31 protein-coding genes and 5 pseudogenes are annotated in these 26,844 nt (G+C 61.7%); 22 read left to right on the top strand and 14 right to left on the bottom strand.

Annotated elements, in window-relative coordinates:
• Window positions 1–2: 2 nt before the first annotated feature.
• Window positions 3–197, bottom strand: a complete 195-nt coding sequence (locus tag ACFQT0_RS18465) for a cold-shock protein (RefSeq protein WP_035564390.1) — start codon at window positions 195–197, stop codon at window positions 3–5.
• 154 nt (window positions 198–351) lie between these two features.
• Here ACFQT0_RS18465 and ACFQT0_RS18470 point away from each other — a divergent pair, with 154 nt between their 5' ends.
• The 7 genes and pseudogenes from ACFQT0_RS18470 to ACFQT0_RS18500 all read left to right on the top strand — a co-directional run bounded on the left by ACFQT0_RS18470 (window position 352) and on the right by ACFQT0_RS18500 (window position 5,533).
• Window positions 352–768 (top strand): acyl-CoA thioesterase, encoded by a 417-nt coding sequence (locus tag ACFQT0_RS18470; RefSeq protein ID WP_380204633.1) that lies wholly within the window; start codon window positions 352–354, stop codon window positions 766–768.
• A 51-nt stretch (window positions 769–819) separates the two neighbouring features.
• Window positions 820–1,305, top strand: a pseudogene (locus ACFQT0_RS18475) (UvrD-helicase domain-containing protein); the annotation flags it as partial.
• A gap of 134 nt (window positions 1,306–1,439) precedes the next feature.
• The gene (locus ACFQT0_RS18480; RefSeq protein ID WP_380206181.1) at window positions 1,440–1,898 is read left to right on the top strand and encodes a hypothetical protein; all 459 of its coding nucleotides are present in this window, start codon (window positions 1,440–1,442) and stop codon (window positions 1,896–1,898) included.
• Complete coding sequence (locus ACFQT0_RS18485; RefSeq protein WP_380204634.1) at window positions 1,802–3,100, top strand: UvrD-helicase domain-containing protein; 1,299 nt, start codon at window positions 1,802–1,804, stop codon at window positions 3,098–3,100. Before ACFQT0_RS18480 ends, ACFQT0_RS18485 begins: the two co-directional genes overlap by 97 nt.
• Window positions 3,040–4,185, top strand: coding sequence for a 3'-5' exonuclease (locus ACFQT0_RS18490; protein ID WP_380204635.1), 1,146 nt, complete (start codon window positions 3,040–3,042; stop codon window positions 4,183–4,185). The genes ACFQT0_RS18485 and ACFQT0_RS18490 overlap by 61 nt, the downstream gene beginning before the upstream one ends.
• A 162-nt stretch (window positions 4,186–4,347) precedes the next feature.
• Window positions 4,348–4,770, top strand: a pseudogene (locus ACFQT0_RS18495) (leucine-rich repeat domain-containing protein); the annotation flags it as partial.
• A 46-nt stretch (window positions 4,771–4,816) separates the two neighbouring features.
• A complete protein-coding gene (locus ACFQT0_RS18500) occupies window positions 4,817–5,533 on the top strand; it encodes a protein kinase (protein WP_380204636.1) in 717 nt (238 codons plus the stop codon).
• A gap of 352 nt (window positions 5,534–5,885) precedes the next feature.
• Here ACFQT0_RS18500 and ACFQT0_RS18505 read toward each other — a convergent pair whose 3' ends face one another.
• Window positions 5,886–7,136, bottom strand: coding sequence for a M20/M25/M40 family metallo-hydrolase (locus ACFQT0_RS18505; protein WP_380204637.1), 1,251 nt, complete (start codon window positions 7,134–7,136; stop codon window positions 5,886–5,888).
• Window positions 7,137–7,421: 285 nt separating this feature from the next.
• A complete protein-coding gene (locus ACFQT0_RS18510) occupies window positions 7,422–8,348 on the bottom strand; it encodes an alpha/beta hydrolase (protein ID WP_380204638.1) in 927 nt (308 codons plus the stop codon).
• A gap of 140 nt (window positions 8,349–8,488) precedes the next feature.
• On the opposite strand from ACFQT0_RS18510, the gene ACFQT0_RS18515 reads away from it, so the two are divergent.
• A complete protein-coding gene (locus tag ACFQT0_RS18515) occupies window positions 8,489–8,923 on the top strand; it encodes a hypothetical protein (RefSeq protein ID WP_380204639.1) in 435 nt (144 codons plus the stop codon).
• Complete coding sequence (locus ACFQT0_RS18520) at window positions 8,832–9,314, top strand: hypothetical protein (protein WP_380204640.1); 483 nt, start codon at window positions 8,832–8,834, stop codon at window positions 9,312–9,314. Before ACFQT0_RS18515 ends, ACFQT0_RS18520 begins: the two co-directional genes overlap by 92 nt.
• An 84-nt stretch (window positions 9,315–9,398) precedes the next feature.
• On the opposite strand, the gene ACFQT0_RS18525 is transcribed toward ACFQT0_RS18520, so the two are convergent.
• The 6 genes and pseudogenes from ACFQT0_RS18525 to ACFQT0_RS18550 all read right to left on the bottom strand — a co-directional run bounded on the left by ACFQT0_RS18525 (window position 9,399) and on the right by ACFQT0_RS18550 (window position 13,643).
• Window positions 9,399–9,695 carry a hypothetical protein gene (locus tag ACFQT0_RS18525; protein WP_380204641.1) on the bottom strand — a complete coding sequence of 99 codons (297 nt, stop codon included), beginning with the start codon at window positions 9,693–9,695 and terminating at the stop codon, window positions 9,399–9,401.
• Window positions 9,610–10,146, bottom strand: a complete 537-nt coding sequence (locus ACFQT0_RS18530) for a hypothetical protein (RefSeq protein ID WP_380204642.1) — start codon at window positions 10,144–10,146, stop codon at window positions 9,610–9,612. Before ACFQT0_RS18530 ends, ACFQT0_RS18525 begins: the two co-directional genes overlap by 86 nt.
• 57 nt (window positions 10,147–10,203) lie before the next feature.
• A complete protein-coding gene (locus tag ACFQT0_RS18535; RefSeq protein ID WP_380204643.1) occupies window positions 10,204–12,066 on the bottom strand; it encodes a pyruvate carboxylase subunit B in 1,863 nt (620 codons plus the stop codon).
• 283 nt (window positions 12,067–12,349) lie between these two features.
• A pseudogene (locus tag ACFQT0_RS18540) lies at window positions 12,350–12,463 on the bottom strand (hypothetical protein); the annotation flags it as partial.
• Window positions 12,454–13,074 carry an ATP-binding protein gene (locus ACFQT0_RS18545; protein WP_380204644.1) on the bottom strand — a complete coding sequence of 207 codons (621 nt, stop codon included), beginning with the start codon at window positions 13,072–13,074 and terminating at the stop codon, window positions 12,454–12,456. The gene ACFQT0_RS18545 and the pseudogene ACFQT0_RS18540, both read right to left, overlap by 10 nt.
• The gene (locus ACFQT0_RS18550) at window positions 13,071–13,643 is read right to left on the bottom strand and encodes a biotin carboxylase N-terminal domain-containing protein (protein ID WP_380204645.1); all 573 of its coding nucleotides are present in this window, start codon (window positions 13,641–13,643) and stop codon (window positions 13,071–13,073) included. The genes ACFQT0_RS18545 and ACFQT0_RS18550 overlap by 4 nt, the downstream gene beginning before the upstream one ends.
• 297 nt (window positions 13,644–13,940) lie before the next feature.
• On the opposite strand from ACFQT0_RS18550, the gene ACFQT0_RS18555 reads away from it, so the two are divergent.
• The 13 genes and pseudogenes from ACFQT0_RS18555 to ACFQT0_RS18615 all read left to right on the top strand — a co-directional run bounded on the left by ACFQT0_RS18555 (window position 13,941) and on the right by ACFQT0_RS18615 (window position 22,284).
• Entirely contained in the window at window positions 13,941–14,417 is a 477-nt protein-coding gene (locus tag ACFQT0_RS18555) for a hypothetical protein (protein ID WP_380204646.1), read from the top strand.
• A gap of 86 nt (window positions 14,418–14,503) precedes the next feature.
• Window positions 14,504–14,746: a hypothetical protein gene (locus tag ACFQT0_RS18560; RefSeq protein WP_380204647.1), complete on the top strand. Its 243-nt coding sequence runs from the start codon at window positions 14,504–14,506 to the stop codon at window positions 14,744–14,746.
• Window positions 14,739–14,993 (top strand): hypothetical protein, encoded by a 255-nt coding sequence (locus ACFQT0_RS18565; RefSeq protein WP_380204648.1) that lies wholly within the window; start codon window positions 14,739–14,741, stop codon window positions 14,991–14,993. Before ACFQT0_RS18560 ends, ACFQT0_RS18565 begins: the two co-directional genes overlap by 8 nt.
• Window positions 14,994–15,139: 146 nt before the next feature.
• A pseudogene (locus tag ACFQT0_RS18570) lies at window positions 15,140–15,855 on the top strand (SDR family NAD(P)-dependent oxidoreductase).
• Between the two features lie 134 nt (window positions 15,856–15,989).
• A complete protein-coding gene (locus ACFQT0_RS18575) occupies window positions 15,990–16,790 on the top strand; it encodes a deoxyribodipyrimidine photo-lyase (RefSeq protein ID WP_380204649.1) in 801 nt (266 codons plus the stop codon).
• The gene (locus ACFQT0_RS18580) at window positions 16,735–17,313 is read left to right on the top strand and encodes an FAD-binding domain-containing protein (protein ID WP_380204650.1); all 579 of its coding nucleotides are present in this window, start codon (window positions 16,735–16,737) and stop codon (window positions 17,311–17,313) included. The genes ACFQT0_RS18575 and ACFQT0_RS18580 overlap by 56 nt, the downstream gene beginning before the upstream one ends.
• A gap of 108 nt (window positions 17,314–17,421) precedes the next feature.
• Window positions 17,422–17,934, top strand: coding sequence for a hypothetical protein (locus tag ACFQT0_RS18585; protein ID WP_380204651.1), 513 nt, complete (start codon window positions 17,422–17,424; stop codon window positions 17,932–17,934).
• Between the two features lie 23 nt (window positions 17,935–17,957).
• Window positions 17,958–18,050 (top strand): hypothetical protein, encoded by a 93-nt coding sequence (locus ACFQT0_RS18590; RefSeq protein WP_380204652.1) that lies wholly within the window; start codon window positions 17,958–17,960, stop codon window positions 18,048–18,050.
• A 10-nt stretch (window positions 18,051–18,060) separates the two neighbouring features.
• Complete coding sequence (locus ACFQT0_RS18595; protein ID WP_380204653.1) at window positions 18,061–19,389, top strand: ABC1 kinase family protein; 1,329 nt, start codon at window positions 18,061–18,063, stop codon at window positions 19,387–19,389.
• A 56-nt stretch (window positions 19,390–19,445) separates the two neighbouring features.
• Window positions 19,446–19,991 carry a hypothetical protein gene (locus ACFQT0_RS18600; RefSeq protein WP_380204654.1) on the top strand — a complete coding sequence of 182 codons (546 nt, stop codon included), beginning with the start codon at window positions 19,446–19,448 and terminating at the stop codon, window positions 19,989–19,991.
• A 222-nt stretch (window positions 19,992–20,213) separates the two neighbouring features.
• Window positions 20,214–20,906, top strand: a complete 693-nt coding sequence (locus ACFQT0_RS18605; RefSeq protein WP_380204655.1) for a dienelactone hydrolase family protein — start codon at window positions 20,214–20,216, stop codon at window positions 20,904–20,906.
• Between the two features lie 113 nt (window positions 20,907–21,019).
• Window positions 21,020–21,769 (top strand): IS5 family transposase, encoded by a 750-nt coding sequence (locus tag ACFQT0_RS18610; RefSeq protein ID WP_380200245.1) that lies wholly within the window; start codon window positions 21,020–21,022, stop codon window positions 21,767–21,769.
• 44 nt (window positions 21,770–21,813) lie between these two features.
• Window positions 21,814–22,284, top strand: a complete 471-nt coding sequence (locus ACFQT0_RS18615) for an Mpo1 family 2-hydroxy fatty acid dioxygenase (RefSeq protein WP_380204656.1) — start codon at window positions 21,814–21,816, stop codon at window positions 22,282–22,284.
• A 251-nt stretch (window positions 22,285–22,535) separates the two neighbouring features.
• On the opposite strand, the gene ACFQT0_RS18620 is transcribed toward ACFQT0_RS18615, so the two are convergent.
• From ACFQT0_RS18620 to trpB, 5 genes and pseudogenes are all read right to left on the bottom strand, one after another.
• Complete coding sequence (locus ACFQT0_RS18620) at window positions 22,536–23,030, bottom strand: hypothetical protein (RefSeq protein ID WP_380204657.1); 495 nt, start codon at window positions 23,028–23,030, stop codon at window positions 22,536–22,538.
• Complete coding sequence (locus ACFQT0_RS18625) at window positions 22,930–23,256, bottom strand: hypothetical protein (protein ID WP_380204658.1); 327 nt, start codon at window positions 23,254–23,256, stop codon at window positions 22,930–22,932. The genes ACFQT0_RS18620 and ACFQT0_RS18625 overlap by 101 nt, the downstream gene beginning before the upstream one ends.
• A 265-nt stretch (window positions 23,257–23,521) precedes the next feature.
• On the bottom strand, window positions 23,522–24,526 hold the full coding sequence (gene aroF / locus ACFQT0_RS18630; protein WP_380204659.1) for a 3-deoxy-7-phosphoheptulonate synthase: 1,005 nt from the start codon (window positions 24,524–24,526) through the stop codon (window positions 23,522–23,524).
• A 138-nt stretch (window positions 24,527–24,664) separates the two neighbouring features.
• Window positions 24,665–25,444, bottom strand: coding sequence for a tryptophan synthase subunit alpha (gene trpA / locus ACFQT0_RS18635; protein ID WP_380204660.1), 780 nt, complete (start codon window positions 25,442–25,444; stop codon window positions 24,665–24,667).
• Between the two features lie 113 nt (window positions 25,445–25,557).
• Window positions 25,558–26,755, bottom strand: a pseudogene (trpB, locus tag ACFQT0_RS18640) (tryptophan synthase subunit beta).
• Between the last annotated feature and the right edge of the window lie 89 nt (window positions 26,756–26,844).

Below are 26,844 nucleotides of genomic sequence, written 5' to 3' on the forward strand. Positions count from 1 at the left end.
GATTAAACCAGCGATACTTTAACAGCGTTCGGGCCTTTTTTGCCCTGGGCTACTTCAAATTGAACTTTGTCGTTTTCGCGGATCGAGCTTACTTGCAGGTCGCTGATGTGAACGAAAATGTCTTCGCCAGTTTCGTCGTTTTTGATGAAACCAAAGCCTTTGGTCTCATTAAAGAATTTTACCGTTCCGGTGGGCATGGTGGTTGTGTTGTGGTTTCCCTAAGCTTTTGGGCCACCGTGGCTTGGTTTCTTAGGTTGCGTCAAAGATAGGCACAATTTCCAAATCGACAAGTCCATAGCTATTTTTTTCACGGGGTGCCGACCTTTGCCCCTGCTCCCCTTTCCTATAGATATGTCAGACGTACCCGCCAATAGCTTCTCCTACGAGTTCCAGGTTCCCGAAAGTGCTATCGATGCGCTGGGGCACGCTAATAACGTGGAGTATGTGCGCTGGGTGCAGGACGTGGCCGGGGCGCATTGGTACGCCATCTGCCCATCTGAAAAACACGACGCCTACGTTTGGGTCGTGCGCGAACACCGCATTCGTTATAAGCAGCCTGCCTTTGCGGGCGAGAACCTGCAGGCCACGACTTGGGTTGGCGAAACCAATGGGGCAACGTCGCTACGTTTCACCCGCATCACCCGCGCGGCCGATGGCGTGTTGCTGTGCGAGGCGGAAACGACCTGGGTGCTCCTCGACCCCAGGAGCGGCCGGCCGGTGCGCGTGATGGCGGAGATGGTGGAATGGTTTAAAAACGATATTGCCTGAAACGTTACGGCGTTTGCCGGACCTTTACAGGAGTAAGCGCCCTTCATAACTATGTCTCCCTCCTTCCGCATCTACTCCTCTTCTGCCGGCTCGGGCAAGACGTACCAATTAACGAAAGAATACCTGCTGCTGGCCCTAGGGGCCGACGACCCGGCCTACTTCAAGCGCATTCTGGCCATCACCTTCACCAACGACGCGGCGGGGGAAATGAAGGACCGGATTGTGGGCGCGCTGCGGCGTTTCGCCTATCCGGAAAGTGGCAAGGTGGATGGGCTACTGGCAGAAGTGGCCGCCGAGCTGGGAGCCAGCGGAAAACTCCCGCCCCACGCCCAAACTGCCGAGGAGCAGCAGCGGGAAGTGCAGCGCCGCGCCGCCGAAACGTTTCGACTGGTGCTGTACCACTACGCCGATTTTGCGGTAAGCACCATTGACTCGTTTGTCCAGCGAATTGTGACCGCCTTCACGCGGGAGCTGGGTTTGCCCGCCACGTTTGAAGTGGAGCTGGATACCGACAGCGTGCTGCAAAGCGCCGTGGCCACCATGCTGGACAAAGTCAACCGCGACCCCAATAGCAAGTTGCTCTCGCAGACGCTGGCGGAATATGCCCTGGGCCAGGCCGAGGAAGGCAAAGCTGGAGCCGCCTGCCCGAGGAGCTGGCCGGCTTTGGCAAGGTGCTGTTCAACGAAACGGTGCAGGAGGCGGTGGCGCAGCTGGGCAAGCTCACGCTGGCCGATTTCCGGCGGCTCGACAAGCAGATTCAGGCCAAGCGCACGGAGATTGAAGCGGCCTTTACCCAGACCAAGGAAGTGGCGGTGGCAGTACTGGCCGAAAATTCGGCGACGGAGGCCGATTTTTTCCAGGGCAAGCGCGGCATTTTTGGCTACGTGCAGAAAGGCACCGATTTGCTGGCCTCCGATGCCGGGCCCAACAGCTACGTGCAAACCACGCTGGCCGAAGACAAGTGGTACAGCGGCAAAATCAAAACCGCGGCCGACAAGGCTCGCATCGATGCGGTGAAAGAGCCCTGCGCGGCGTGGTGGACGTGCTGGAGAAGCTGCGCGAGAGCTACCTGCCCGATTACTTGCTGCTGGCGGCTATGCAGCCCTACCTATTCCACGCCTCGCTGCTGAGTGAGCTCAACAAGCTGGTGGAGCAAATCAGCATGGAGCGCAACGTGGTGCTGATTTCGGAGTTTAACCGGCGCATTGCCAGCATTGTGCTCACCGAGCCGGTGCCGTTTTTGTACGAGCGGCTGGGCGAGCGGTACGAGCACATTCTGATTGACGAGTTCCAGGACACGTCGGTGCTGCAGTGGAACAACCTGCTGCCACTGGTGGAAAACACGCTGGCCAACGGCCACTCCAGCCTGGCGGTGGGCGATGCCAAGCAGGCCATTTACCGTTGGCGCGGCGGCGAAATGGAGCAGATTCTGCGCCTGCACCAGGGCAACACGGCGGCGCTGGTGGCCCGGGCCCGGGAAGAGGAAATGCGCGAGCTGCTGCGCCTGCGGTACGAGACGCTCGACCCGGTGCTGGAGGCTAAATCCTTGCAGGTCAACTACCGCTCGGCTCGCGAGATAGTCGATTTCAACAACACGTTTTTTGAAGCCGTAAGCATCCGGCACGAGGCCCTGGGCCTGGTGGGCGGCATCTACGACGAGCATTTTGGCCAGCAGGTCCCCGCGGCGCAGGACAGCACGGCCCAAGGGCACGTGGAGCTGCTCTTCACGCAGAAAGATGCCCCCGCGCTGCGGTTTGATGTGGCGGCGGGCGCCTACACCCAGGAGCCGCTGCCCGGCCACGTGCCCGAAGCCCAACTCAACTACGACGAAAGCACGTGCTACCTGACCCTGCAGCTGGTAGAGCAGGCCCTACGCGACGGCTACGGCCTCACCGACATTGCCGTGCTGTGCCGGACCCGCTACGCCAGTAAAATCATTGCCAAGTTTCTGAAAGAGCGCGGCTACCCCATTATTTCGGCCGACTCGCTCGCGCTGGAATTCGCGGAAGTGGTGAACCTGCTGGTGAGCATCCTGCGGGTGCTGCACCAGCCGGCCGATACCCTGGCCCGGGCCGAGGCCCTGCTGCTCGTCGACAAAGTGGTGCGGGGCCTTGCTCCTACGCCCGCCCGGGCCCGGCACATCGCCGAAATCGCCAACGACCTGCACGGCAAGCTGTTTTTTGACGAGCCTGCGGGCCCTGGGCTACGACGTGCGGGAAGACGAAACCGGCAACCTGGGCCTCTACGAGCCTGGCCGAGCGCCTGCTCAACTTGTTTGACCTTTTGGGCCGCAACGGCGAAAGCGACTATCTGTTCCGCTTCCTCGATTTGACGTTGGAATACAGCTTGAAGTTTGGCAACAACCTGGGCAACTTCCTCACGCACTGGGAGGAGCGCAAGGGCCGCATCAGCATCAACGCGCCGGGCGGGCGTGAGGCCATCACCATCACCACGGTGCACAAGGCCAAGGGCCTGGCGTACGGTGTGGTCATCGTGCCGTTTGCCGACTGGAGCCTGGAGCCCCACCGCGGCACCCTGCTCTGGGGCCACCTCGAGAGCACCCAAAAACCCCTGGAAGCCATGCCCGACGTGGCCGTGGTGAGCCTGAGCAAAGGCATTCAGCAAACGGCCCTGGCGGCGCAGTACGACGAAGAGCGGGAGAAAACCTTCCTCGAAGGACTCAACACGCTGTACGTGGCCTTTACCCGGCCCCGCCACCGGCTCTACGTCATCAGCAAACGGCCCGAGGAAAAGAAAACCACCAAAACCACCGAAGAATTGGCACCGGCCGCGCCCACATCTGCAGCCCGGAACGTGGCCGACCTGCTCCATGGCTACTTGCTGGGGCGCGGCGAGTGGCAGGAAGACCAGGTGTCGTACGTGCTGTCGGCGGGTACGCCGGCGGTGCAGCGAGGCGCCCGGGAACTGGCCCCATCCTTTAGCCTGACCAACCTGGCGGCGGCCCCGTGGGAAGAGCGCCTGAAGCTGCGCCGCCACTCCACCACGCTGTTCGACTTTGACGAGCAGCAGGCCCAGGGCGAGTGGAACCGCAAGCTGCACTATGCCCTGCGCCGCCTGCTCACGGCCGCCGACGTGGGCCGCGTGGCCAGCCAGGCTCGTGGCCGAAGGAATATTGAGCGCCCGCGAGCGGCCCGCACTGGTCGAAAGCCTGGAAAAGCTGGTGACCGACCCGCGCCTGGCCCCCTATTTCCTGCCGCACCTGAGCGTGGAAACCGAGCGCGAAATCCTGGTGGGTGGCGTGCGCCTGCGCGACTACAAGCCCGACCGCGTGGTGCTGGCGCCCTCCCTGCAGGTGACCGACCGCACCGGCGGCCGGGTGACGCTGCTGGATTTCCGCCTGCCCCCGCCGCAGGAGAAGCACAAGCGGCTCATCCGCAACTATGCCACGCTGTTTGAGCAGTTGGGCTACGCCGAGGTGCGGGGCGTGATTTATTATTTCGGGACCGAAGAAGTGGTGGAAGTATAAAGCACTGGGTAGCGGATTCTTACTCCTAGTTGATGCCCGGCTGGTGCGTTGCTCCGGCCGGGCATTGGGCCTGCCCTGCCGAACTTTGGCCCATGCACACCCTTGAACAACTGCGCGCAGGCGAGCTGGCCGGCATCCAACGGCTCGACCTGGCGGCGGGCCTGACCGAATTTCCTCGGGAGATTTTTGACTTAGCTGACTCCCTGGAAGTCCTCAACCTCTCGGGCAATGCCTTGAGCGCGCTGCCCGACGACCTGGGCCGGCTGCACAAGCTGCGAGTACTCTTTTGCTCCGACAACCAGTTCACTTCCGTGCCCGAGGTGCTGGGGCAATGCCCGCAGCTGAGTATGGTGGGCTTCAAGGCCAACCAAATCCACACCCTGCCGCCCGCGGCCCTCACGTCGGCCCTGCGCTGGCTCATTCTCACCAATAACCAGCTCACCGAACTTCCCGAGGAGATTGGGGATTGCCCACAGCTGCAAAAGCTGATGCTGGCCGGCAACCGACTCCGGCAGCTGCCCGAGAGCCTGAGCCGCTGCACGCAACTGGAGTTGCTGCGCATTGCAGCCAACCAGGCTCACGGCCCTGCCCGACTGGCTGCTGGCCATGCCGCGCCTGACCTGGCTCGCCTATGCCGGCAACCCGTTTTGCGAGCGGGCCGAAACCGCGGCCCTAGCCCAACACCCCATTGGCGCCATCGACTGGGCGGAGCTGGCTATCGAGCAGCAATTGGGCGAAGGTGCTTCGGGCGTTATTTACCAGGCTCAATGGCGAAAATTGGGTGCGCCCGCGGCGAATGTAGCCGTCAAGCTGTTCAAAGGGGCTCTCACCAGCGACGGACTGCCGCACAGCGAGATGGCGGCCTGCATCAGCGCGGGCGCGCACCCCAACCTGATTGCTGTGGAAGGCAAGGTAGCTCAACACCCAACTAATGCCGAAGGGCTGGTACTTGAGCTGATTAATCCCGCTTTTCAGAACCTGGCGGGCCCACCTAGTCTGGCGTCGTGCACCCGCGACGTGTATGCCCCCGACACTTCCTTCACCCTGGAAACGGCCCTGCGGCTAGCTACGGGAATAGCCGCCGCAGCCGCTCAGCTTCACGCCAACGGCATATTGCACGGCGACTTGTATGCCCACAACATTCTGACCACCGAAGCCGGCGACGCGCTGCTGGGCGATTTCGGCGCGGCTTGCTTTTCTCTCCCGACGAGCCCGACACCTCTCGCAGCCTGCAGCAGCTGGAAGCGCGGGCCTTCGGGTGTCTGCTGGAAGAGCTAGTTGAGCGCTGCCCGGTTACGGAGGCCATCCAAGAGCCTGTTGAGGCACTCTGGAACCTGCAGCGGCAATGCGTGCAGCCCAACGTGGCCGCTCGCCCCGTGTTCAGCGAAATCCACCGCTCGCTCCTGCAGGTGCAGCATGCGAGGGCGCAAATGCTCAGCCGATAGCAGCGAGCTGAGGCTCAGGATTTAGCCGTTTTTAGGATTATTTTTTGGTGTGTGACCTGAGGTAGAGACGCAACATATTGCGTATCGTAGTTGAACGATGACGCCCAAACGACACCCAAACGGTGCGGACGACGAGACGCAAGTATGAGTCTCGTCGTCCATTTCAGCTTCTTAGCCCGTGTGTCTTACTTGCTGGCTTCGGGCTCGGGGGCAATGCGCGAGGGCGTTTGCAGGCCGGCCACGATGCCGCTGGCGCTCTGCGCAATGGCCTGAATGATGGCCGTCATGTTGGGTAGGTTCAGGCTTTCCACTTCGTCGTCGACCGAGTGGTACAGCTTGTCGTCCGGAATCTGGTCGCTGCTGATGGTGTGGGCCGGCACGCCGAGCTTGGCCAGCGTGGCGTTGTCGGAGCGGTAAAACAGGTTTTGTTCGGGGTATGGGTCGGGCTCGAAGCGGAACCTGCTGCCCGTTAGATTTTCCTGTAGCAGCTTGCCAAAATCCGACTTGTCGAAGCCCGTGATAAACGCGGTGTTGGGCCCGAACTTGGCCTCTTTGCCAATCATCTCGATGTTGAACATGGCCACCACCTGCTGCGGGTTGAGCTGCTGGGAGAAGTAGCGGGCCCCAAAGCCGCCCACTTCCTCGGCCGCAAAAGCCGTGAAGATGAGCGGCCGGGCGTTGTCGTTTTTCTGCTTGAAGTACTCCGCCAACGCCACCACCGCGGTGGTACCGCTGGCGTCGTCGTCGGCACCGTTGGCGATGGAGTCGCCAGCGGCAGACGGTTTCACGATGCCCAGGTGGTCGTAGTGGCCCGAAAACACCACGTTTTCCCGCGTCCGCGCCGTGTCGCGCCCAGGTAGCATGCCCACCACGTTGCGCAGCTCGGTGACCACCTGCTCGGTCTTGCCCTTCACCTCAAACGTGATTCCCTTGGTCTTGGCACTGCTGGCCGTGCCCGGGGTAGTTGGCGTGACGAGCACCACGCAGGAATACGGGCTGCCGGCCTCCGTTGCCCGGAACCGCACTTGCCGGCGGCTATCCACCATTTTCTTGAAGTCGGCACTGTGGACGGGGTCGAGTAGCACCAACAGGTTCTGGCTGGGCCGCCGGATTCGGCTCAACAGCTGCCCCACATCGCCATTGGGCGTAATGGTGAGCACTTCCACAGCGGGCGTCTGGTGGGTCCATTCCACTACGGGCTGGTTGCTGATGAGCAGCATCTTATCAGCCGCAATGGCGACTCCGTTAAGCGTGGTGCTCAAGGCCGCAACCCGCGAACTATACACCGGAAATACCTGCTCGAAACCCGTAGCGCCCGGTAGCGGCTGCAACCCGATTCGCTGGAACTCACTGGCCAAAAATTGAGCTGCTTTCAGCCCGCCCGGCTGGCCGGTGCCCCGGCCCTGCATGGCATCGCCCGCGAGAGCGGTCAGCACGCGCCCCACCGTAACAGCCGAAACCAGCGGGGTGGCAACCGCTTTTTTGACGCTTTACGCCTTTGGGCTGGGGCCGCAAAGACCGTGAGCGCAAGCGCTAAAGTAAGCAGGCGTGATTTCATCTAGTCCTATTTTGAGATTTTCTAAGCCATTTTTGTCGGTCAACCCTGGTGCAGCTGCCGTTGAGCTAAATGCCTTGGTTGCGGCAAACTTACAGCGCACGCCCAGCAACGACAGCTAAACTTAATAGCCGGCAGTAAGCACCAGCTTCTTCCCCGCGCTTATTCACGGCGTCAGCCAACCGTTGGCGTCGAGCCAGTTTTTCAGGCGCTCGGTCCAGTCGTCTTTGGTGGTTTTGTTGTGCAGGCCAAAGCCGTGGCCGCCCTGGGGGTACAGGTGCATCTCGACGGGCACTTTGTTTTTCAGGCAAGCCTGGTAAAAGGCCAGGCTGTTTTGCACGGGCACGGTTTTGTCGTCCTGCGCGTGCACCAGGAAGGCCGGTGGGGTTTGGGCCGTCACCTGGGTTTCGTTGGAATACTGCCGCACCTGCGCGGCCGGCGGGGTGTTGCCCAGTAGTCGCTGGCGCGAGCCCGGGTGCGCGAGGCTGTCGCTGAAGCTGATGACGGGGTACAGCAGCACCAGAAACGCGGGGCGAACCGATTCCGGCCCGGGGTTGGGCCCCACGGGCTTGGCAAATTGGGTGCCGGCCCAGGCCGCGAGGTGGCCGCCCGCCGAAAAGCCCATCAAGCCGATTCGGTCGGCGTTGAGCCGGTACTTGGGGGCCAGTTGGCGCACGAGGCGCAGAGCCTGCTGGGCATCGAGCAGCGGGGCAATGGTTTTGTCGGGCTGCGTTTGGTCGTCGGGCAAGCGGTACTTCAGTACAAAGGCCGTGACGCCCATCTCGTTGAGCCGCTTGGCCACGTCGTACCCCTCGCTGTCGATGGAGAGCCGCGTGTAGCCCCCACCCGGGCAAATCACCACGGCCGTGCCGTTGGCGGTGCCGGGCGCGGGGAAGAAGGCCGTGAGGTTGGGCTGCACCACGTTGGAAATGCGCACGCCGCCGTTGGCCAGCGTGATGCTGGTTTCCGTCACGTTGCTGGGCTTGGAGTCGGGAATGGTGCCCGTGTACAGCGGAATGGTTTGTTGGGCAAGCAGGCGGCTGGCGGGCCCTCCTACCAGGGCCAGAATCAGGAGCAAGGTCGATATTTTCATAATTGCAGCAATTGTACGCACGGCCGAGCTAACTTATGCGCCGGTGGCATTATCTGACATCAATATGAGATTATTTAAGGAATTTTGCGCCAAAAGCAACCAAATATGAACCATGCCGTAGCCGGAGCGGTCTGGGGACCATGCGAAAGACCACTCTGCTGGCCGCCGCCGCTCTCCTGAGCAGCCCCGGACTCACCCTGGCCCAAAACACGCCGGAAGAAAACAACCCCAACGTTGATGCCCCTTTCGTGCGAAAAATTCGCGCCGACCGCCCCGGGCAAACCATCACCGCGCAGGTATTGCGGGCCGGACGATTCCAGCTGGAGGCGGGCACCCAGCGGCAGATTCCCAGCTCTGGCTCAAGCTTATCATCGAGCGGCGCCACGCTTCGCATCGGCTTTTTCAACAGCATGGAGCTGCGGGTGAGCCAGCCGTATCTGAGCCGCTACCAGCGCCGGGACCCCGAATCGGGCCAGGCTGGCCATGAGTTCGGGCTGGGCCCCGGTAGTCGTTGGGGCCAAGTTCATGATTTCGCCCAACTACGACACCCCCACCCAAATAGCCATCCTGGTTGAGTCGCCGGTACCGCGTACCGGCGACAAAGAACTTGCTGTAAAGGGCCTGGCGCCCAGCGGGCGGCTGCTCGTGAGCCAGCAGATTGGCGAGCGTTACGGAGTGGAGGCCAACTTTGGCTTCAGCCAGCCCGGCATGACAGTGGCCGACATCCAGAAAGGTCAATTCCTCGGCACCCTGGCCCTCAATGGCCCCATCACCAGCAAAACCGGCTTCTTTGTGGAAGCCTACGGCACCGGTCGCGGCACGCTCACTTCGGGCACCACGGCAGGCCTCTACTGGCGCCCCGTATCCATGCTGCGCCTTGACGTAAATGCCGGGCGCGTACTCGGCGGCGTGGCCAGCGGTACCGCTACCCTGGGGGCCGGCCTGGCCTTCAAGTTAGGGCAGTAAGACCTGTCAGCTAACAAAAAAGCAGTGCCGCGGCTGGATACTTTCCGGCCGCGGCACTGCTTTTTCTTGTTGGACCAGGAATCGTTACCGGGGGTCGGCTGCTTTCAGCACGGCGGCCCAATCTGCCTCGGTGGTGGCGCGGTTAGCTCCGGGCACCGCTGCCAACGATGCGGCTAACCCGGGCGCCGCCTGCTGCATGCCTTTGAGGTTGAGCTTCACCTGCGCGGCCCCGCCCTGGGGCTGGCCGAGGTAATAGACCACTTTTTCTATCATTTCCAGCTTGCCCGGCTTGGTCTCAAACCCGCTGACGGATGACGCCCGGTGCAGGTCTTTGATATAACGCTTGAGCAAAGGGTACTTGCCATCGTGCAGCACCTCCACGTACTCGCTCCGAATGCGCGGCTCCGACGCCTCCAGAAAGCGCCGGAACAGCCGCCGGTTTGCCAGGCCTTCCTGGTTGGCCGGCTCCTGCAGGCTCGAAGCTAATCAGCAGGTGGTCGTCGAGCTGCAGCGAATCGTTGGGCCGCTCGGCCGGGCGCATCAGCAGGCGGTGGTTGAGCACGTCGTATTTCACCGCGATGGTGGGCAGGGCGACGTTGGCCGTCGTAACAAGCTGCGCGGGCAGCCAGCGGTTCACGGCATAAGGCGAGCCCACCGCCTCCGATTTGCTCCGTCTTACCATGGCCACATTGCCGGTAAAGTCGTTGAGCTTCATAGCGTAGTCGTTGCCGGGCTGGCTGCCATGCCCCACGCCCTGAGTAGGTACTTGCCCAAAGGCTACCCCCGCCGGAAGCAGCAGAAGCGCAATCAACGAAGTGGAAAGTCTGGCCATGGCAAGCGTGGAGAAGGGATGCAGCAGCAATATATCATTACTTTCTCCAACAACAACTTAGCTCAACGTCAGCACCAGGTCGTCGGCCTGCACGCGGCTGCCTTCGGCCAGTGCAATGCTGTCGACCACCACGTCGTGGGGCGCGGTGATGGTGGTTTCCATCTTCATGGCTTCGATGACGAAGAGCGGGGTGTTTTTCGCGGCCGACTGGCCAGGCTTCACCAGCACTTTGCTCAGCATGCCTTGCAGCGGGGCCCCCACCTGCCGCGGGTTGGCCTTGTCGGCTTTGGCGTTGCTCACCTTCGTCACGGCCACCGACTGGTCGCGTACCTGCAGGTTGCGGGTCTGGCCGTTGAGGGTGAAGAAAATGGTGCGGCAGCCATCCTCGTTGAGTGTGCCCACCGATTCCAGGCGCACGATGACCGACTTCCCGCGGGCAATCTCGATGATGGTTTCCTCGCCCGGTTTCAGGCCGTAGAAGAACACCGACGTGGGCACCTTGCTCACGTTGCCGTACTTGAGCCGGTGCGCCCAGTACTCCTCAAACACCTTGGGATAAAGCAGCGACGAGAGCATGTCGGTGAACTTGGCGCCGGGGAATTTCTCCTGAAAAACCGGCCACTGCTGGTCAAAATCGATGGGCGCGAGGTGCTCATTGGGCCGGTCGGTAAAGGGCGCCTCGTTCTTCAGAATGAGCTTTTGCAGCTCCTGGGGCCAGCCGCCTTCGGGCTGCCCGATGTCGCCGCGGAACAGCTCGCGCACCGACTCGGGGAAGTTCAGGGTTTCGCCCTTTTCCATCACATCCTGCGGCGTAAGGCCATTCGAGACCATAAACAGGGCCATGTCGCCCACCACTTTGCTGCTGGGCGTCACCTTCACGATGTCGCCAAACATGTCGTTTACGTCGGCAAAGCGTTGCTTCACTTCCTCAAACTTATCGAGCAAACCCAGCGATGCGGCCTGCGGGCGCAGGTTGGAGTACTGCCCGCCCGGAATCTCGTGCTGGAATACCTCCGAAGTACCGGCTTTCAGGCCCGACTCAAACGGATAGTACATCTCGCGCACGGCCTCCCAGTAGTTGCTGAACTCGTTGAGCGACGGCTGGTTGAACTCGCGGTGGCGCGGCGTGTGGCGCAGCATTTCCACAACCGAGTTGAAGTTGGGCTGCGAGGTAAGGCCGGAAAGCGAGCCCAGCGCCACGTCGATGACGTTGACGCCGGCCTCCACGGCCTTGGCGTAGGTGGCGGCCTGCAACGACGACGTGTCGTGGGTGTGCAGGTGAATGGGCAGCTTCACGGTGTCGCGCAGGCCCTGAATCAGCTCAGTAGCGGCGTAGGGCTTCAGCAGGCCGGCCATGTCCTTGATGCAGAGGATGTGGGCACCGGCATCCTCGAGCTGCTTGGCCAGCTTCAGGTAATAGTCGAGGGTGTATTTGGTGCGGCTGGGGTCGAGAATGTCGCCGGTGTAGCAGATGCAGGCTTCGGCCAGCCGGTCGGTTTTGTTGCGCACGAAGCCGATGCAGGCCTCCATGCCCTTCATCCAGTTCAACGAGTCGAAAATGCGGAAGATGTCGACGCCGGTTTCGGCCGCCTGCTGCACAAACCGCTCGGTGAGGTTGTCCGGATAGGCCTTGTAGCCCACGCCGTTGGCGCCCCGAATGAGCATTTGGAGCAGGATGTTCGGGATGGCTTCGCGCAGCTTGGCCAGCCGCTCCCACGGGTCTTCGTGCAGAAAGCGCAGGGCCACGTCGAAGGTGGCGCCGCCCCAGACTTCGAGCGAGAAGGTTTGGGGGTGCTGCTGGGCATAGGCGCGGGCCACTTTCAGCATGTCCCAGGTACGCATGCGGGTGGCCAGCAGGCTCTGGTGGGCATCGCGCAGGGTGGTGTCGGTGTAGTGAATCAGGGCTCGTCGCGCAGCCATTGGCCAAAGCCTTCGGGGCCCAGGCTCGTGCAGCTTTTGCTTGGTGCCCGGCGCGGGCGCTTCGTAGCTGGAGTGCGGCAGGTACGGGCGGCGGGGGTTGGCGCGGGGGTCGAGCCTGGTTTTTGACGTCCGCGTTGCCGTTGACCACCACCTCGCCGATGAAGCTCAGCAGCCGGGTGGCGCGGTCCTGACGGGTTTCAAACTTGAACAGGTCGGGGTGGTCCTTGATAAAATCAACGTTGGCCTGGCCCTTCTGAAACTCCTCGTTGCCAACGATATTCTTCAGGAACTGGATGTTGGTTTGCACGCCGCGCACCCGGAACTCGTCGAGCGCGCGCAGCATTTTCTGGGCCGCGCCGTGCAGCGTGGGCGCGTGGGCCGACACCTTCACCAGCATCGAATCGAAAAATGGCGACACCACCACGCCCTGGTACACCGAGCCTCATCGAGCCGGATGCCGAAGCCACCCGCCTGCCGGTAGGCCACAATAGTGCCGTAGTCGGGCTTGAAGTCGTTTTCGGGGTTTTCGGTGGTTACACGGCACTGCATGGCAAAGCCCGCGCGCAGCGGCACCACGTCGGGGCCCAGCCCAATTTCGGGGTCGCTGAGCTTGTAGCCCGCCGCGATGTAAATCTGGGTTTTAATCAAATCGACGCCGGTAATCATCTCCGTCACGGTGTGCTCGACTTGAATGCGGGGATTCACTTCGATGAAGTAAATGCGGTCCTGCTCAGGGTTCACCAGGAATTCCACGGTGCCCACGTTGTCGTAGCCCACAGCCCGCCCGATGCGCAAGGCGTACTCGTACAGGAGGTGGCGCTGGTGGTCGGGCAGGTTCATGGCCGGGGCCACTTCCACCACTTTCTGGAAGCGGCGCTGCACCGAGCAGTCGCGCTCGTAGAGGTGCACGAGGTTGCCGTGCTGGTCGCCCACTAGCTGCACCTCGATGTGCTTGGGCCGCTCCACGAACTTCTCCAGGAACACGGTGTCGTCGCCGAAGGCATTCATGGCCTCGTTGCGGGCCTCAAAAAGCCTTTCTCCAGCTCCTCATCGTCGCGGATGATGCGCATGCCGCGGCCGCCGCCGCCGCTGGCCGCCTTCAGCATCACGGGGTAGCCGATGCGGTTGGCCTCGGTTTTAGCGGTTTCGAAGTCGACCAGGTCGGCCTCGCTGCTTTCAATCTGGGGCACCTGGCAGCGCTGGGCTACTTCCTTGGCGCGCACCTTGTCGCCGAGAGCTTCCATCACCTCGGGCCTGGGCCCCACGAACACAATGCCTTCTTCGGCACAACGCCTTGAAAGGGTGGCATTTTCGCTCAGGAAGCCGTAGCCCGGGTGAATGGCGTTGGCTCCGTTCTCCTTGGCCACCCGCAGCAGGCCTTCGATGTCCAAGTACGGCTTCAGGGGCTCGTCGTCGCGGCCAATCTGGTAGGCTTCGTCGGCTTTGTAGCGGTGCAGCGAGTACCGGTCCTCGTAGGTGTACACGGCCACCGTGGGGATGTTGAGCTCGGTGGCGGCGCGCATCACGCGAATGGCAATTTCGCCCCGGTTGGCAACTAGGAGTTTGGTTATGTTCATATAAGGTGTGGTAGGGTAGCCGCGCATACGGCGAAACTACACCAAAGGCTGCGCAAAGACAGGCCCGCAAACGATTGTGGAAGCTTAACACCTCAAAACGCCCGCCCATAAACTCCTGAGACTGTCTATATTTGACGGCGTCCGGTCTACTCCCGTCGCCAGCTACTATTGCGCTACTTTCTTGTTGCTACCTGCCTGCTTATCAGCCATGCTGGCTTTGCCCAATCACCGGTTTCTTCGGCAGCGCCGACCCGTGTTTCCGGGGTTTGGGAAGGCGGCCTAGGAGTCGGCAATGGGGTGGAAATGCATGCGGGCTACTTCAAGGAGCACCTGCTGCTTTTCGGCCGCAGCCGCTATAAGTGGTGGGGCCCCGAGGACGGGCCCGGCACCAGCAACTTGTTTCAGAACTTCAATACCCGTTCGCGGCAGGCCGAAGTGGCCGCCCTGGCCGGCTACGGCCTTCCCGTGGGCCTCGGCCTGGCTTATGCAGCAGCCGGCGTGGGCTACGTAGCCGGCCGGCAGCTCGGCGAATACCGCTACACGATTAGAAGCAACGAATTCCTTTCCAACGACACGCATTACTACGCTTACCGCAGCTACCAGGCCCTGGGAGTCCCGCTGGAAGTGGGCCTGCTGGGTCCCGTACGAAACCGAAGCCTGCGCGTAGGCCTCGCTTTGCAGGCCAACCTCAACCCCGAGAAGTCGGTGTACTGCCTGCTGCTGACCTTCTGGGGTGGCAAGGCGGGCGCTTCCTCTCCGGGCCAAAGCAACTGATGGCCCAGCAGTTCACGCCTTATTTACCCGCACTTTTTCCCGCCACAATGCGCACCTTTGTTTCTCACTGCCAACGCCTTGTGCTCTTGGGGAGCTTGTTGCCCTGGGTTGTCGGCTGCTCGCTTACGTCCCGCGAAGTTGAGCCGGACTTGCCCACCGAGCGCATCAGTGGCGGCAACACGCTCGTTTACCGGGCCGATGGGCTGCCCGTGGTGGCCCACAACGATTCCAGCTTCGGCACCATCATCGGCTCCATATTTGGCGGAAAGGGCCCCGTTCGCGGCTATCGGGATTTCAACAACGAGCCTGGTTATTCACGGGGTGGATAGCCAGAACCAGCCGGCCACTGGCCGAAAGCAGCACGTGCTGCACCTGGAGCTGCCCGCGTTTCAAGGAACCGGCACTTACGCGCTGGCCGCGCCGGGCACATTCTACCAGGTGTCGGTATTCAATAGCGAGAAGCGGCTGGATTCACCCCAGACGTTCTACCCCTTTCCGCATCGGGCGCGCGGGTTACCATCACGCAATGGGATGCCGCTAGCCGGCACCTGCAGGGCACTTTTTCTGCAGAATTAGCTGAGCAACGTAACGGTCAGCCGCTGGCCCTCACCGAAGGGCGCTTCGACCTGATTCTCGACCAGTAAACTCCGCGGCCGAGCAGCAAAACATGTGGGCAGCATAGGGGTTAGGAAGGCACCTCCCGCTATTCTTCACTTCCCCGCATGGATTTCACCGACAAAAATATTCTTCTCATCGGCGCCTCATCGGGCATTGGGCTGGCCACGGCGCAGTTGCTCAGCAAGCTGCACGTGAACCTGTTCACCGCTTCCCGGCACCTTTCGCCGGAGCTCGAAGCCCTGGGCACCACGCACGTAGCCTACGATGCCACCCAGCCCGTCGGCACTGCTTTCGATGGGCTGCCGGAAGTGCTGCACGGCGTGGCGTATTTCCCGGGCAGCATCAAGCTGCGGCCGTTTGAGCGCATTCCGACCGATGATTTTCAGGCCGATTTCGACTTGAATGTGCTGGGCGCCGTGCGCGTGCTGCAGGCCACCATCAAGCGCCTGAAAAAGGCCGAAGGCGGTGCTTCGGTGGTGCTGTTCAGCACCGTGGCCGCCGATACGGGCATGAGCTTCCACACCAGCATCGCCACGGCCAAAGCAGCCGTGGAAGGCCTCACCCGGTCCCTGGCCGCCGAGTACGCCGCCAGCGGTGTTCGGGTGAACTGCATTGCGCCTTCGCTCACCAACACCCCGCTGGCCGCCGCCCTGCTCAACTCGCCCGAAAAGGTGGAAGCCGGCGGCAAGCGCCACCCCTGCAGCGCATCGGCCAGCCCCAGGACCTGGCCTACACGGCTTCGTTCCTGCTCTCCGACCACAGCTCTTTTGTCACCGGACAAGTGCTGGCCGTAGACGGCGGCATGGGCAAGCTGAAGTAACACATAACGCTTTAATTAGCCTGTCATGTCGAGCGCAGCCGAGACATCTCGCTCGGAGCAGTAATCAGTTGATTAGTGATGGCACGCGAGATGTCTCGGCTGCGCTCGACATGACGTTGAACCAAATAAAACACATGAAAATTTGCCTTTTCTGGCACCGGCGCGACCTGCGCATCCACGACAATGCCGGCCTGGCGGCGGCCCTGGCCAGCGGCCTGCCGGTGGTACCACTTTTTATCTACGACCAGGACATTCTCGACCACCTGCCCAATAAGGCGGACGCCCGGCTTACCTACATTTTCGATGAAGTGGAACGGCTGGCCGCAGCCACCGAAGCGGCCGGCGGCACCTTCCTGGCGCGCTACGGCAAGCCAGTGGAAGTGCTTGAAAAGCTGGTCCAAGAGTTTGAGGTGGCGGCCGTACACACCAACGAAGACTACGAGCCCTACGCCACCCAGCGCGACGCCGAGGTGGGCACGATGCTGCAGAAGCATGGCGTGAAATTCCTGCTCTACAAAGACCAAGTCGTCTTCGCCAAAAGTGAAATTTTGACCAAAGCGGGCACGGTGCCCAAGGTATTTGGCGCCTACCATAAAGCCTACCTGGCCAAGCTCACCGATGAAATGCTGTTGCCCTACGGCTCCGCTGAGGCATTCACCAAAGCTCATTTCCAGCAGCTTGAGCCAGCCCAAGCCGGCCCCCGCCCTACCCTGGCCAGCCTGGGCTTCGAACGGCTGGAGCAGTACGTGCCCACCGCCGACCTGCCCGCCGAGGCCGTGGTGCGTACCTACGACAGCACCCGCAACATACCCGCCCTGCAAAATGGCAGCACCCGCATATCGGTGCAGGCGCTTTGGCACCCTCAGTGTGCGGCAGGTGATGCGCCAGGCCAAGGCCCTGAACTCGAAGCTGCTCTCCGAAATCATGTGGCGTGATTTCTTCATGATGCTGCTCTGGCACTTTCCCAACACTGCGACCGAAGCGTACGACCCCAAAATGCGGAACGTGCCTTACCGCAACAACGAGCAGGAGTTCCAGGCCTGGTGCGAGGGCCGCACAGGCTACCCGCTCGTGGATGCTGGCATGCGCGAGCTCAACGCCACCGGCTACCTGCCCAACCGCGTGCGCATTGCCACGGCCGGCTTTTTGGTAAAGCACTTGTTTATCGATTGGCGTTGGGGCGAACGGTATTTTGCCGATAAGCTGATGGACTACGAACTGGCCAACAACGTGGGCAACTGGCAGTGGGTGGCCGGCACCGGGGCGGTGGCGGCCCCGTGGTTTCGGGTGTACAGCCCCCAAAACCAACAGGAAACCGTGGACCCCGAAATGGAATACGTGAAACGGTGGGTGCCCGAAGTGGGTACCGCAGCCTATCCCGCCCCCATTGTCGACCACACGTTTGCCCGTCAACGGTCGGTGGAAGCGCTTCGGGCCGCCCGCATTGCGGCATCGTAGCGTGGACTCTGCGAATCCGCGCCTGGGCGAACAACTCCCGGAACTACGCGGACTCGCAGAGTCCACGCTACATCAGAACCGTAGGTGGTGCGAGGCGGTTGTGTAGGCATGGAAAAGGACCGCATCAAACAAGCCTATCTCAACTTCGTGCTCAACGAAGGCCACCCGCCGCAATCCGTGTTCAAGCTTACGCAGCAGCGGGCATCGCGGAGCAAGAATTCTACAAGCACTACCCGAATTTCGAAGCCATCGACCGCGAGCCTGTGGGCCGACTTTGGCCGGCAGGCGCGCACCACGGCGGCTACCGAGCCCGTGTGGGAAAGCTACGGCAGCCGCGAAAAGCTGCTGGCTTTCTACTACACGCTGCTCGAGATTCTCAAGCAAAACCGCTCCTACGCCCTCATGAGCCTACGCCGTTCGCTGCACCGCATGCCGGCGCTCACGCCCCGGGTACTCGACGACTTCCGGCAGGATTTTGAGCTGTTTGTGAGCGACTTGCTGCGCGACGGCCGGGTAAGCGGCGAAATCGCCAACCGCCCGCTGGTGCAGGAAGGCTACCCCCGCTTCTTCTGGCAGCAGGCGCTGTTCGTGCTGGGCTTTTTGCCAAAGACGACACTGTAAACTTCGAGCGCACCGATGCCGCGGTGGAAAAAGCCGTGACGCTGAGCTTCGACCTGGTGGGCCGCAACAGCCTGGATTCGGCCGTGGATTTCGTGCGGTTTTTGGTGCGTCGCTAACCCTGCCTCCATGTCCGACGAACCCCAAACCTCCCTGCCCACCACCAAAGTGGCCCGCGCCGCGCGCTTTGCCAAAACCGGCATCAGCGTGGGCGCCAACTACGTGAAGCACTACGCCAAGCGGGCCGTGGGCGCCGAATCGACCACCGAAGACCTGCACGCCGCCAACGCCGCCGAGCTCTACGGCGCCCTGAGCGAGATGAAAGGCTCGGTGCTAAAGGTGGCCCAAATGCTGGCGATGGAGAAAAACATGCTCCCCACCGCCTACGCCGACCAGTTTGCCAAGGCCCAGTACCAAACGCCGCCGCTCTCCGGTCCGCTGGTGGTCAAAGCTTTTCGCGATGCCTTCGGGCAGTCGCCCTATACCTTGTTTGATGAATTCGAGCCCGAAGCGCGGCAGGCCGCCAGCATCGGCCAGGTGCATTTCGCGCAGAAAAATGGCCGCTCGCTGGCCGTGAAGGTGCAATACCCGGGCGTGGCTGCGAGCATTAAATCCGACATCAACCTGGTCAAACCCATTGCCCTGCGGGTGATGGGGCTCAGCGAAAGCCAGGTGCGGCCTTATCTGGAAGAAGTGGAAGCGCGCCTGCTGGAAGAAACCGACTACCAGTTGGAGCTGCGGCGCGGGCAGGAAATTGCGGCCCAGTGCCAGGGGCTGCCGCACCTGGAGTTTGCGGCTTATTACCCGGAGTACTCCACAGCCCGCATTCTGACCATGGACTGGCTTGGCGGCCAGCACCTGAAGGAGTTTCTGGCCACCAATCCGGCGCCGGAAGTCCGCAACCAGCTCGGCCAGGCCCTCTGGGACTTCTACCAGTTCCAGTTCAACACCCTGCACCGGCTGCACGCCGACCCGCACCCCGGCAATTTCCTGCTGCGCGCGGAGAACGGTGGCACCCTGGGCGTGCTCGATTTCGGCTGCGTAAAGGACGTGCCGCAGGATGTGTACGAGTTATTTACGGCCCTGCTGGCGCCCGAAACCATTGCCGACGAAGCCATCCTCGCCGCACTGCTCACGCAGGCCGGCGTGCTCCGCGCCACCGACGCTCCGGCAATGCGGGCGCTCTACCTGCGTACCCTGCAGGTGTCGCTGGAGCTGGTGGGCCGCCCCTTCCGCCAAGCCACTTTCGACTTCGGCGACCCTTCTTACATGGCTGCCCTCTACGCCCTCGGCGACGACCTGATGGCCGACCCCGAGCTGCGCAAGCAGCGCGAACCGCGCGGCTCCGAGCATTTCATTTACCTCAACCGGACCTACGTGGGCCTGTTTTCGCTGCTCACCGAGTTGGGCGCCGTGATAGAAACCCACGTGCCAATCGCGGCTGAGGCCGCCATTTAGCAATTCGGGAAATTGAGCTAAAAGCTGGCTCCATTGGCCTTGCTACCTTCGCGGCCATGAATATCCGGGCGGAGCTACTGCGGGAACACTCGGCGCGCCAGACCAAACGGCTGACCGATTACGCCTGCTCGCACCCGGCGTGCCTGGCCGAGCTGCTGCAGGTATTCTGGTACGGCGAGCCGCGGGAGCGGCAGCTGGCCGCCGACGTGCTCGGCTGGGTAGGCCAGCAGCGGCCGCACTGGCTGGTGCCCCACCTGCCGGGCCTGCTGGCGGCCGCGCAGCCCGGCCCGGGCCAGCACCCGGCGGTGCGGCGCAGCGTGGCGCGGGTCCTGCAATTTGTGTCGGTGCCGGAAGAGTGGCAGGCGCTGGCCTTCGATACCTGCCTGGGCATGCTGCAATCGCCGGCCGAGCCGGTTGCCATCCGGGTCTATGCCCTTAGTGCTGCCGCGCGCCTGGCCGCTCCTTACCCAGAGCTCACGAGCGAGCTGCTGGCGGCGGCCGAGACTGTTCTGAATACCACCAGGTCGGCCGCGCTGCATAGCCGGGCCGCACGGGAACTGCCAAAACTTCGCAGCATTGTGCGGGAAGATTTACCGGGTTAGTTGTTGCCTTGGAAGATTCGTTTCAATTCTCAAAATTCCCATGAAAAATCTGCTTACTCTCGGCGCGGCCCTGCTGAGCCTTACCTTCTCCGCTTCGGCCCAACAAATGGCCAGCTGCTGCGCCAAGCCGGCCGCCAACCTCTCGGCCTCGGCCACGGAGGCCTTTGCCATGCTGGCTGCCGACAAAGACTTCTCGGGGGCCACGATGCGCCCCTACCCTTCGTGTTCACCGGCGAAGGCAAGGACATCACCTTCAAAACCCCCGACGGCGCCATGGGCCGCGGCTACGAAATCAAAAGTGCCACGCCCAGCAATAAATACCTGTTCGTGATTCACGAGTGGTGGGGCCTGAACGAATACATCAAGAAGGAAGCCGCTACGTTCGCGAAGGAGATGCCCGGCGTCAACGTCATCGCCGTGGACTTATACGACGGCAAAGTGGCCACCACCCCCGAAGAAGCCGGCAAATACATGGGCGAGGTGAAATCCGAGCGCGCCGTGTCCATCCTCAAAGGCGCGCAGATGTACGCCGGCCCCAAGGCGCAGGCGGCCAGCATCGGCTGGTGCTTCGGTGGCGGTTGGAGCCTGCAGGAAGCCCTGCTCGGCGGCAAGCAAACCGTAGGCTGCGTGATGTACTACGGCATGCCCGAGAAGGACGTAGCCAAGCTCAAGACGCTGAACTCGGACGTGCTGGGCATCTTCGCCAGCCAGGATAAATGGATTAACCCCGCGGTGGTGAACCAGTTCAAGAAGGACATGGCCGCAGCCGGCAAAAAAGTAACCGTGTACAGCTACGACGCCGACCACGCCTTCGCCAACCCTTCCAACCCCAAGTTCAACAAGGAGTTTGCCGCCAAGGCCCACAGCCAGGCGCTGGCCTACCTGCGTACCAAATTCAAGGTAAAAGTATCGTAACGCTTGCTGCCAATCAACAAAAAAGCCTTCCCGGTTGGGAAGGCTTTTTTATGCTAATTTGTTGTCCCTTACAAATTAACTAGGGTGTGTGGACAATCGCCGACCTTTGGGTGGTGCGACGCTATGAACTCAAAGATGCCGATTGGGCGCGATTAGCGCCCCTGTTGCCGGGCAAAGCCGGCGATGCCGGCCGCTCGGCGGCAGACAACCGCTTGTTTTTAAACGCCGTGCTCTGGATTGCCCGCAGCGGCGCGCCGTGGCGCGATTTGCCCGAGCGGTTCGGGCCGTGGAACTCCACGTACCGCCGCTTCCGCCGCTGGGCGCAGAAAGGCGTCTGGCAACGCGTATTCGAGGCCGTACAAGACCCGGACCTGGACTGGGCCATGCTCGATTCCACCAGCGTGCGGGCCCACCAGCACGCCGCGGGGCAAAAAAGCAGTGCCCTAGCCGAAGCGCTGGGCCGTTCGCGCGGCGGGTTCACCAGCAAGCTCCACGTCGTCGTAGACGCGCTGGGCAACCCGCTGCGCTTGCGGTTGACGCCTGGACAGCAGGCCGATTGCACCGTGGCCGCGGACTTGCTGGCCGGATTGGCGGTGGGGGCCGTGCTGGCCGACAAGGCCTACGACACCGATGCCCTCGTGGCCGGCTGCGCCCAAACCGGCGCGGCCCTCGTCGTGCCCAGCAAGCGCAGCCGGCGCGTGGCGCGGGTGCTGGACCGCAACCTCTACGCTGACCGCAACAAAGTCGAGCGCTTCTTCAACCGCCTCAAGCAGTACCGACGCCTGGCCACGCGCTATGAAAAAACGGGCGCCTCCTTTCTCGCTTTCGCGCATTGCGCCGCTACTCTCGTCTGGTTGCTCTAATTGTCCACACACCCTAGCTCAATTTTCTGCTTTCTGTAATTCCTATGGCCACGCTCGCTGCCCTATTGTCCGAATACGGTGAAAGCCACCAAAACCCGACCAACAAGCTGGTGCACTGGGTGTGCGTGCCGCTCATCATGTTTTCGCTGCTGGGCCTGCTTTGGGCCGTGCCGGTACCCGCGGCCATTCAGCGCATCAGTTCCTGGCTCAACTGGGGCACGCTGGTGATGGCGCTGGCCCTGGCGTACTACGTGCGCCTGAGCGGCCGGCTGGCCTTGGGCATGGTGCTGGTGTGGGTGGCCATGGCCGGGGCCCTGCACCTGGTGGCCGAACTGGCCATGCTGCCGCTGTGGGCCATTTGCCTTATCATTTTCGCGCTGGCCTGGGTGGGCCAGTTCTGGGGCCACAGGGTGGAAGGCAAGAAGCCCAGCTTCCTCAAAGACCTGCAGTTTCTACTCATTGGGCCGCTCTGGCTCCTGCACTTTGTCTACCGCCGCCTGGGCTGGAGCTATTGACGCTGCGCTTAATGACGAATGAGGAATGGGCGGATAACTCCCCTCCTTTTTTAAGGAGGGGATGTTCGAGCCAAAGGCTCGGACGGGGGTGGTTGCCCTCGTTGAACGATACCCGAACGATGCCAGCTCAACTTGTTCTGCCGCCAGTCGTTCGGGTATCGTTCAACGAGTGTAACCACCCCTCAACTTGGCAGTTGAGCATCCCCTCCTTAAAAAAGCAGGGGAGTTATCCGCCCATTCCTCATTCGTCATTAAGCGCAACAAGCTAACAGGCCGGCCAGCTCGGCTACGCTTTCGGTGAGCTGCTCCCAGGCGGGGAGCACGAAGTACTGGTTTTGGTACCGCTCGCCAGTAACCGGCGTATGGAGCACCGTGGCCAGGTCGAACACCAAGCGCGGCGTGTTTTCGTTCACGCAGTGGTGGATTTCGCCGGCCGAGGAAAGCAGACCCGCGCCGTAGAGCCGGGGCTGTCCCTCGTGCTGCACCAGTCCAAACTCGGCGGTGAAGAAATAGAGCGCCCACAGCTGCTCACGGGCCGGTGAGCCCACTGGCTGCGCCCGGTACGCCTGCCCAAGCATGTGCAGAAAATCGGCCAAGCCCTCATCCAAGAGCATGGGCACGTGCCCGAACAAATCGTGGAACAAATCAGGCTGAGGACTGAAATCGAACGCGTGCATGGGCCGGATGCGGGTCACAATCGGGAACCGGCGCTCGGCCAGCAGGCTCGAAGAAGGCAGCCGGCTCAAAAGGCCGCCCCACCGGGGCCAGCTTCCAGCCCGTTTGCTCAAACACGGTGGCGCTGAGCTCGCCGATGTCCGGGATTACCTCGCGCCTCATGCCCAACCGGGCCAGGCCCTGGGTAAACGCCGGGGCGGCCCGACGGTGCAACAGCGCGGTCTGGCGGTCAAACAGAATCTTCCAAATCAGCTGGTCCTGGGCGGTGGCAGTGGTGGTGTTGAGCTTGGCAAACATGATAATTGAGCTAAATAATGGGGCGAAAAAAGCCCGATATCCTGGCGGATTCGGGCTTTTGAAGGTTCTTAGTGAAGGTCTGGCATCATGCCGGGTTCTTCCTTTTCGCCAATAGCAGCCCAATCTTCCCCTGTTTGGGGCAAGTCATTAGGTTGGTAATATTGACGTGTTGGTGGCGCATGATTGAGACGAATTTAAGGACAGATTTTAACAATGCAAGGGCCTGTTAAAATTAAATTTAAGTAAGCTCAACCGCTAACTGCTTCTACTCCAACTCGCCTCGTAAGGCAAAAACGCGACGCAGGTTCCGCACCAACTTGGCCGACTCGTCGAAGTTCAGCGTCTGCTGCCCGTCGGAGGCGGCGGTTTCGGGCGTTTCGTGGGTTTCGTACACGATGCCGTCGGCGCCGGCCAGCACGCCCGCCAGGGCCATTGCCGGCACATAGTCGCGAATGCCAATGCCATGCGAAGGGTCCACAATCACCGGCAGGTGGCTCTTCTCTTTCAGGATGGGCACGGCGTTCAAATCCAGGGTGTTGCGACTGGCTGTTTCAAACGTGCGGATGCCCCGCTCGCAGAGAATGAGCTTCTCATTGCCACCAGAGAATACGTATTCGGCCGAAGAAAGCAGCTCTTCGATGGTGCCCGAGATGCCGCGCTTTATCATCACCGGCTTGTCTACGCCGCCCAGCGCATCGAGCAAGTTGAAGTTCTGGGTGTTGCGGGCGCCCACCTGGAACACGTCCACGTAGTCATGCATTTCCTCGACTTGAGAAACCTGCATCACCTCGGTCACGATTTTGATGCCGCGCGCGCAGGCCATCTGGTGAAACAGCTTCAGGCCGTCCATGCCTAGGCCGCGGAACGAGTAAGGCGACGAGCGGGGCTTGAACACGCCGCCGCGCATCAGCCGCACGCCGTTTTCGACGAGGTGCGTCATCACCTTTTCCATCTGGGCTTCGCTCTCGATGCTGCACGGGCCTGCGCACAACGCCAGGGTTCCCTCGCCTATCGTCACGCCGTCGCCGAGGTCGAGCACGGTGGGCTTCACGCGCCACTTGCGGCTCACCAGCTTATAGTCGTCGGACACGCGGTGCACGTCGCGCACGCCCGGCAGTTGGCCGATGGTGCGGATGTCGAAATCCTTCTTCCCAATGGCCACCAGGTAGTGGGCGTGCTGGGTAGTGACTTCGGTGGTTTTGTAGCCCTGCTGCTTCAAGTGCTCGGTAATGGTGGGCACCTGGGCAGATTTTTCGAGTTGAATTATCACGGAGATGGACAGAAAAAGAACGTCATGCTGAGCGCAGTCGAAGTATCTCGCGTGCGGCAGTAATCAAGCTAGCTCAACGAAGCGAGCGAGATGCTTCGGCTGCGCTCAGCATGACGTTCTAAGGTTTTTAAGGAATGGTTAGGCTTGCTTAATGGCTTGCACAAACTGCGCGGCAGTGGCCGGTGCATCGTCGGTGTCCTGCAGCACGCGTATGAGGGCCGAGCCGATAATGGCGCCATCGGCGTGCCCGCAGGCGCGGTCGAAGCCGGTTTTATCAGCAATGCCGAAGCCGATGAGTCGCGGGGTCTTAAGGTTCATGGCCGCGATGCGCTCGAAGTACTCCTTCTGGGCCTCCACATCGGGCAGCGTGGTGCCGCCGGTGGTGCCGGGCCCCGACACGAGGTACAGGAAGGCATCCGACAAAGCATCGAGCCGGCGAATACGCTCTTCTGAAGTCTGCGGCGTAATCAGGAACACGGCTTTCAGGCCGTATTTCTGAAACATGGCGTGGTACATCTCCTCGTACTCGTCCAAAGGCAGGTCCGGGAGAATGAGGCCATCGACTCCCACTTCAGCGGCTTTTTCCAGGAAGGCTTCCATGCCAAACTGCAGCACGGGGTTGAGGTAGCCCATGAGCAGCACCGGCGTTTCAGGCACGGCGGCGCGCAGTTCCTGCAACTGCCCAAACAGCACTGGCAGGTTCATGCCATTGGCCAAAGCCGCCGAACTGCTGCGCTGGATGACCGGGCCGTCGGCCAGCGGGTCGGAAAACGGCATGCCGATTTCGAGGATGTCGGCGCCGGCAGATACCAGCGCTTTGGCAAGCGGCAGCGTGTCGTGCAGGCTGGGGTAGCCGGCCGTGTAGTACATGTTGAGCAGGTTTTGCTTGCTCGCAAATGCTTGTTTAATTCGGTCCATTTAGCGCAAGGTTTCGCGAAGTTTAAAAATTAAGTCTCGCGGAGGAATAGAGGTAAACTGATGTAAAACAATGCTTTGTGAAACTTAACCATTAAACTTCGCGAGACGTTGCGCTACAGCAGTTTGTCCATGTTCTTGAGGTAGGTTTCGAGGTCCTTGTCGCCGCGGCCCGAGAGGTTCACTACCACCACGTCGTCGGGGCCGGCACCGAGCCTGGCCGAGGGCGGCCAGCGCATGGGCCGTTTCCAGCGCGGGGATGATACCTTCCAAATGGCTCAATTCGCTCACCGCTTTCAAGGCCTCATCGTCGGTGATGGAGATGAATTCGGCCCGGCCCGAGGCGCCCAGGTGGGCATGCAGCGGCCCGATGCCCGGGTAGTCGAGGCCCGCGCTCAGCGAGTACGGTTCCGTAATCTGGCCATGCTCATCCTGCATCAGCAGCGTGCGGCTGCCGTGAATAATGCCCGGCGTGCCCAGGACCGACGTAGCCGCCGAATGCCCGGAATTAATGCCGTGGCCGGCCGCTTCCACCGCAACCAGGCGCACGGAAGGCTCGTCCAGGAAATGGTAGAACGCACCCGCCGCGTTGGAGCCGCCGCCGACGCAGGCCACTACAAACTGGGGCAGCTCGGAGCCGGTTTTTTCCAACAATTGCTTGCGCATCTCCTCGCTGATAACGGCTTGCAGGCGCGCCACCAAATCGGGGTACGGGTGCGGGCCCACCACCGAGCCGATGATGTAGTGCGTATCCACGGGGTTGGAAATCCAGTCGCGGATAGCCTCGTTGGTGGCGTCTTTTAGGGTCTGGCTGCCGCTTTCGGCCCGCCGTACCTCGGCTCCAAGCAGGCGCATGCGGGCTACGTTGGGCGCCTGGCGCTCAATGTCGACGGCGCCCATGTACACTACGCAGGGCATGCCCATGAGGGCGCAGACGGTGGCCGTGGCCACGCCGTGCTGCCCGGCGCCGGTTTCGGCGATGATGCGCGTTTTGCCCAACCGCTTCGCCAGCAGAATCTGCCCTACGGTGTTGTTGATTTTATGCGCGCCGGTGTGGCAGAGGTCTTCACGCTTGAGGAAAACGCGGGTGCCGTATTTCTCGGACAAGCGTTTGGCTTCGAACAGCGGCGTAGGCCGGCCCACGTAGTCGCGCAGCAGCTGTTGCAGCTCAATTTGAAAATCCGCGTCGGCCAGGATGTCCAGGTAGCGCGTGCGCAGCTCTTCCACGTTGGGGTAGAGCATTTCGGGAATGAATGCGCCGCCGAATTCGCCGTAGTAGCCGCGGGCCGTGGGTTGCTGATAGGATGTTGTCATGGTGATTAAGTTTTATCCTCTGACCGTCATGCTGAGCGCAGTCGAAGCATCTCGCTCGCATCGCTCAACGATTGAATTAGTGCTGCACG

The organism is Hymenobacter humi (assembly GCF_042665855.1).
GTDB lineage: Bacteria > Bacteroidota > Bacteroidia > Cytophagales > Hymenobacteraceae > Hymenobacter > Hymenobacter humi.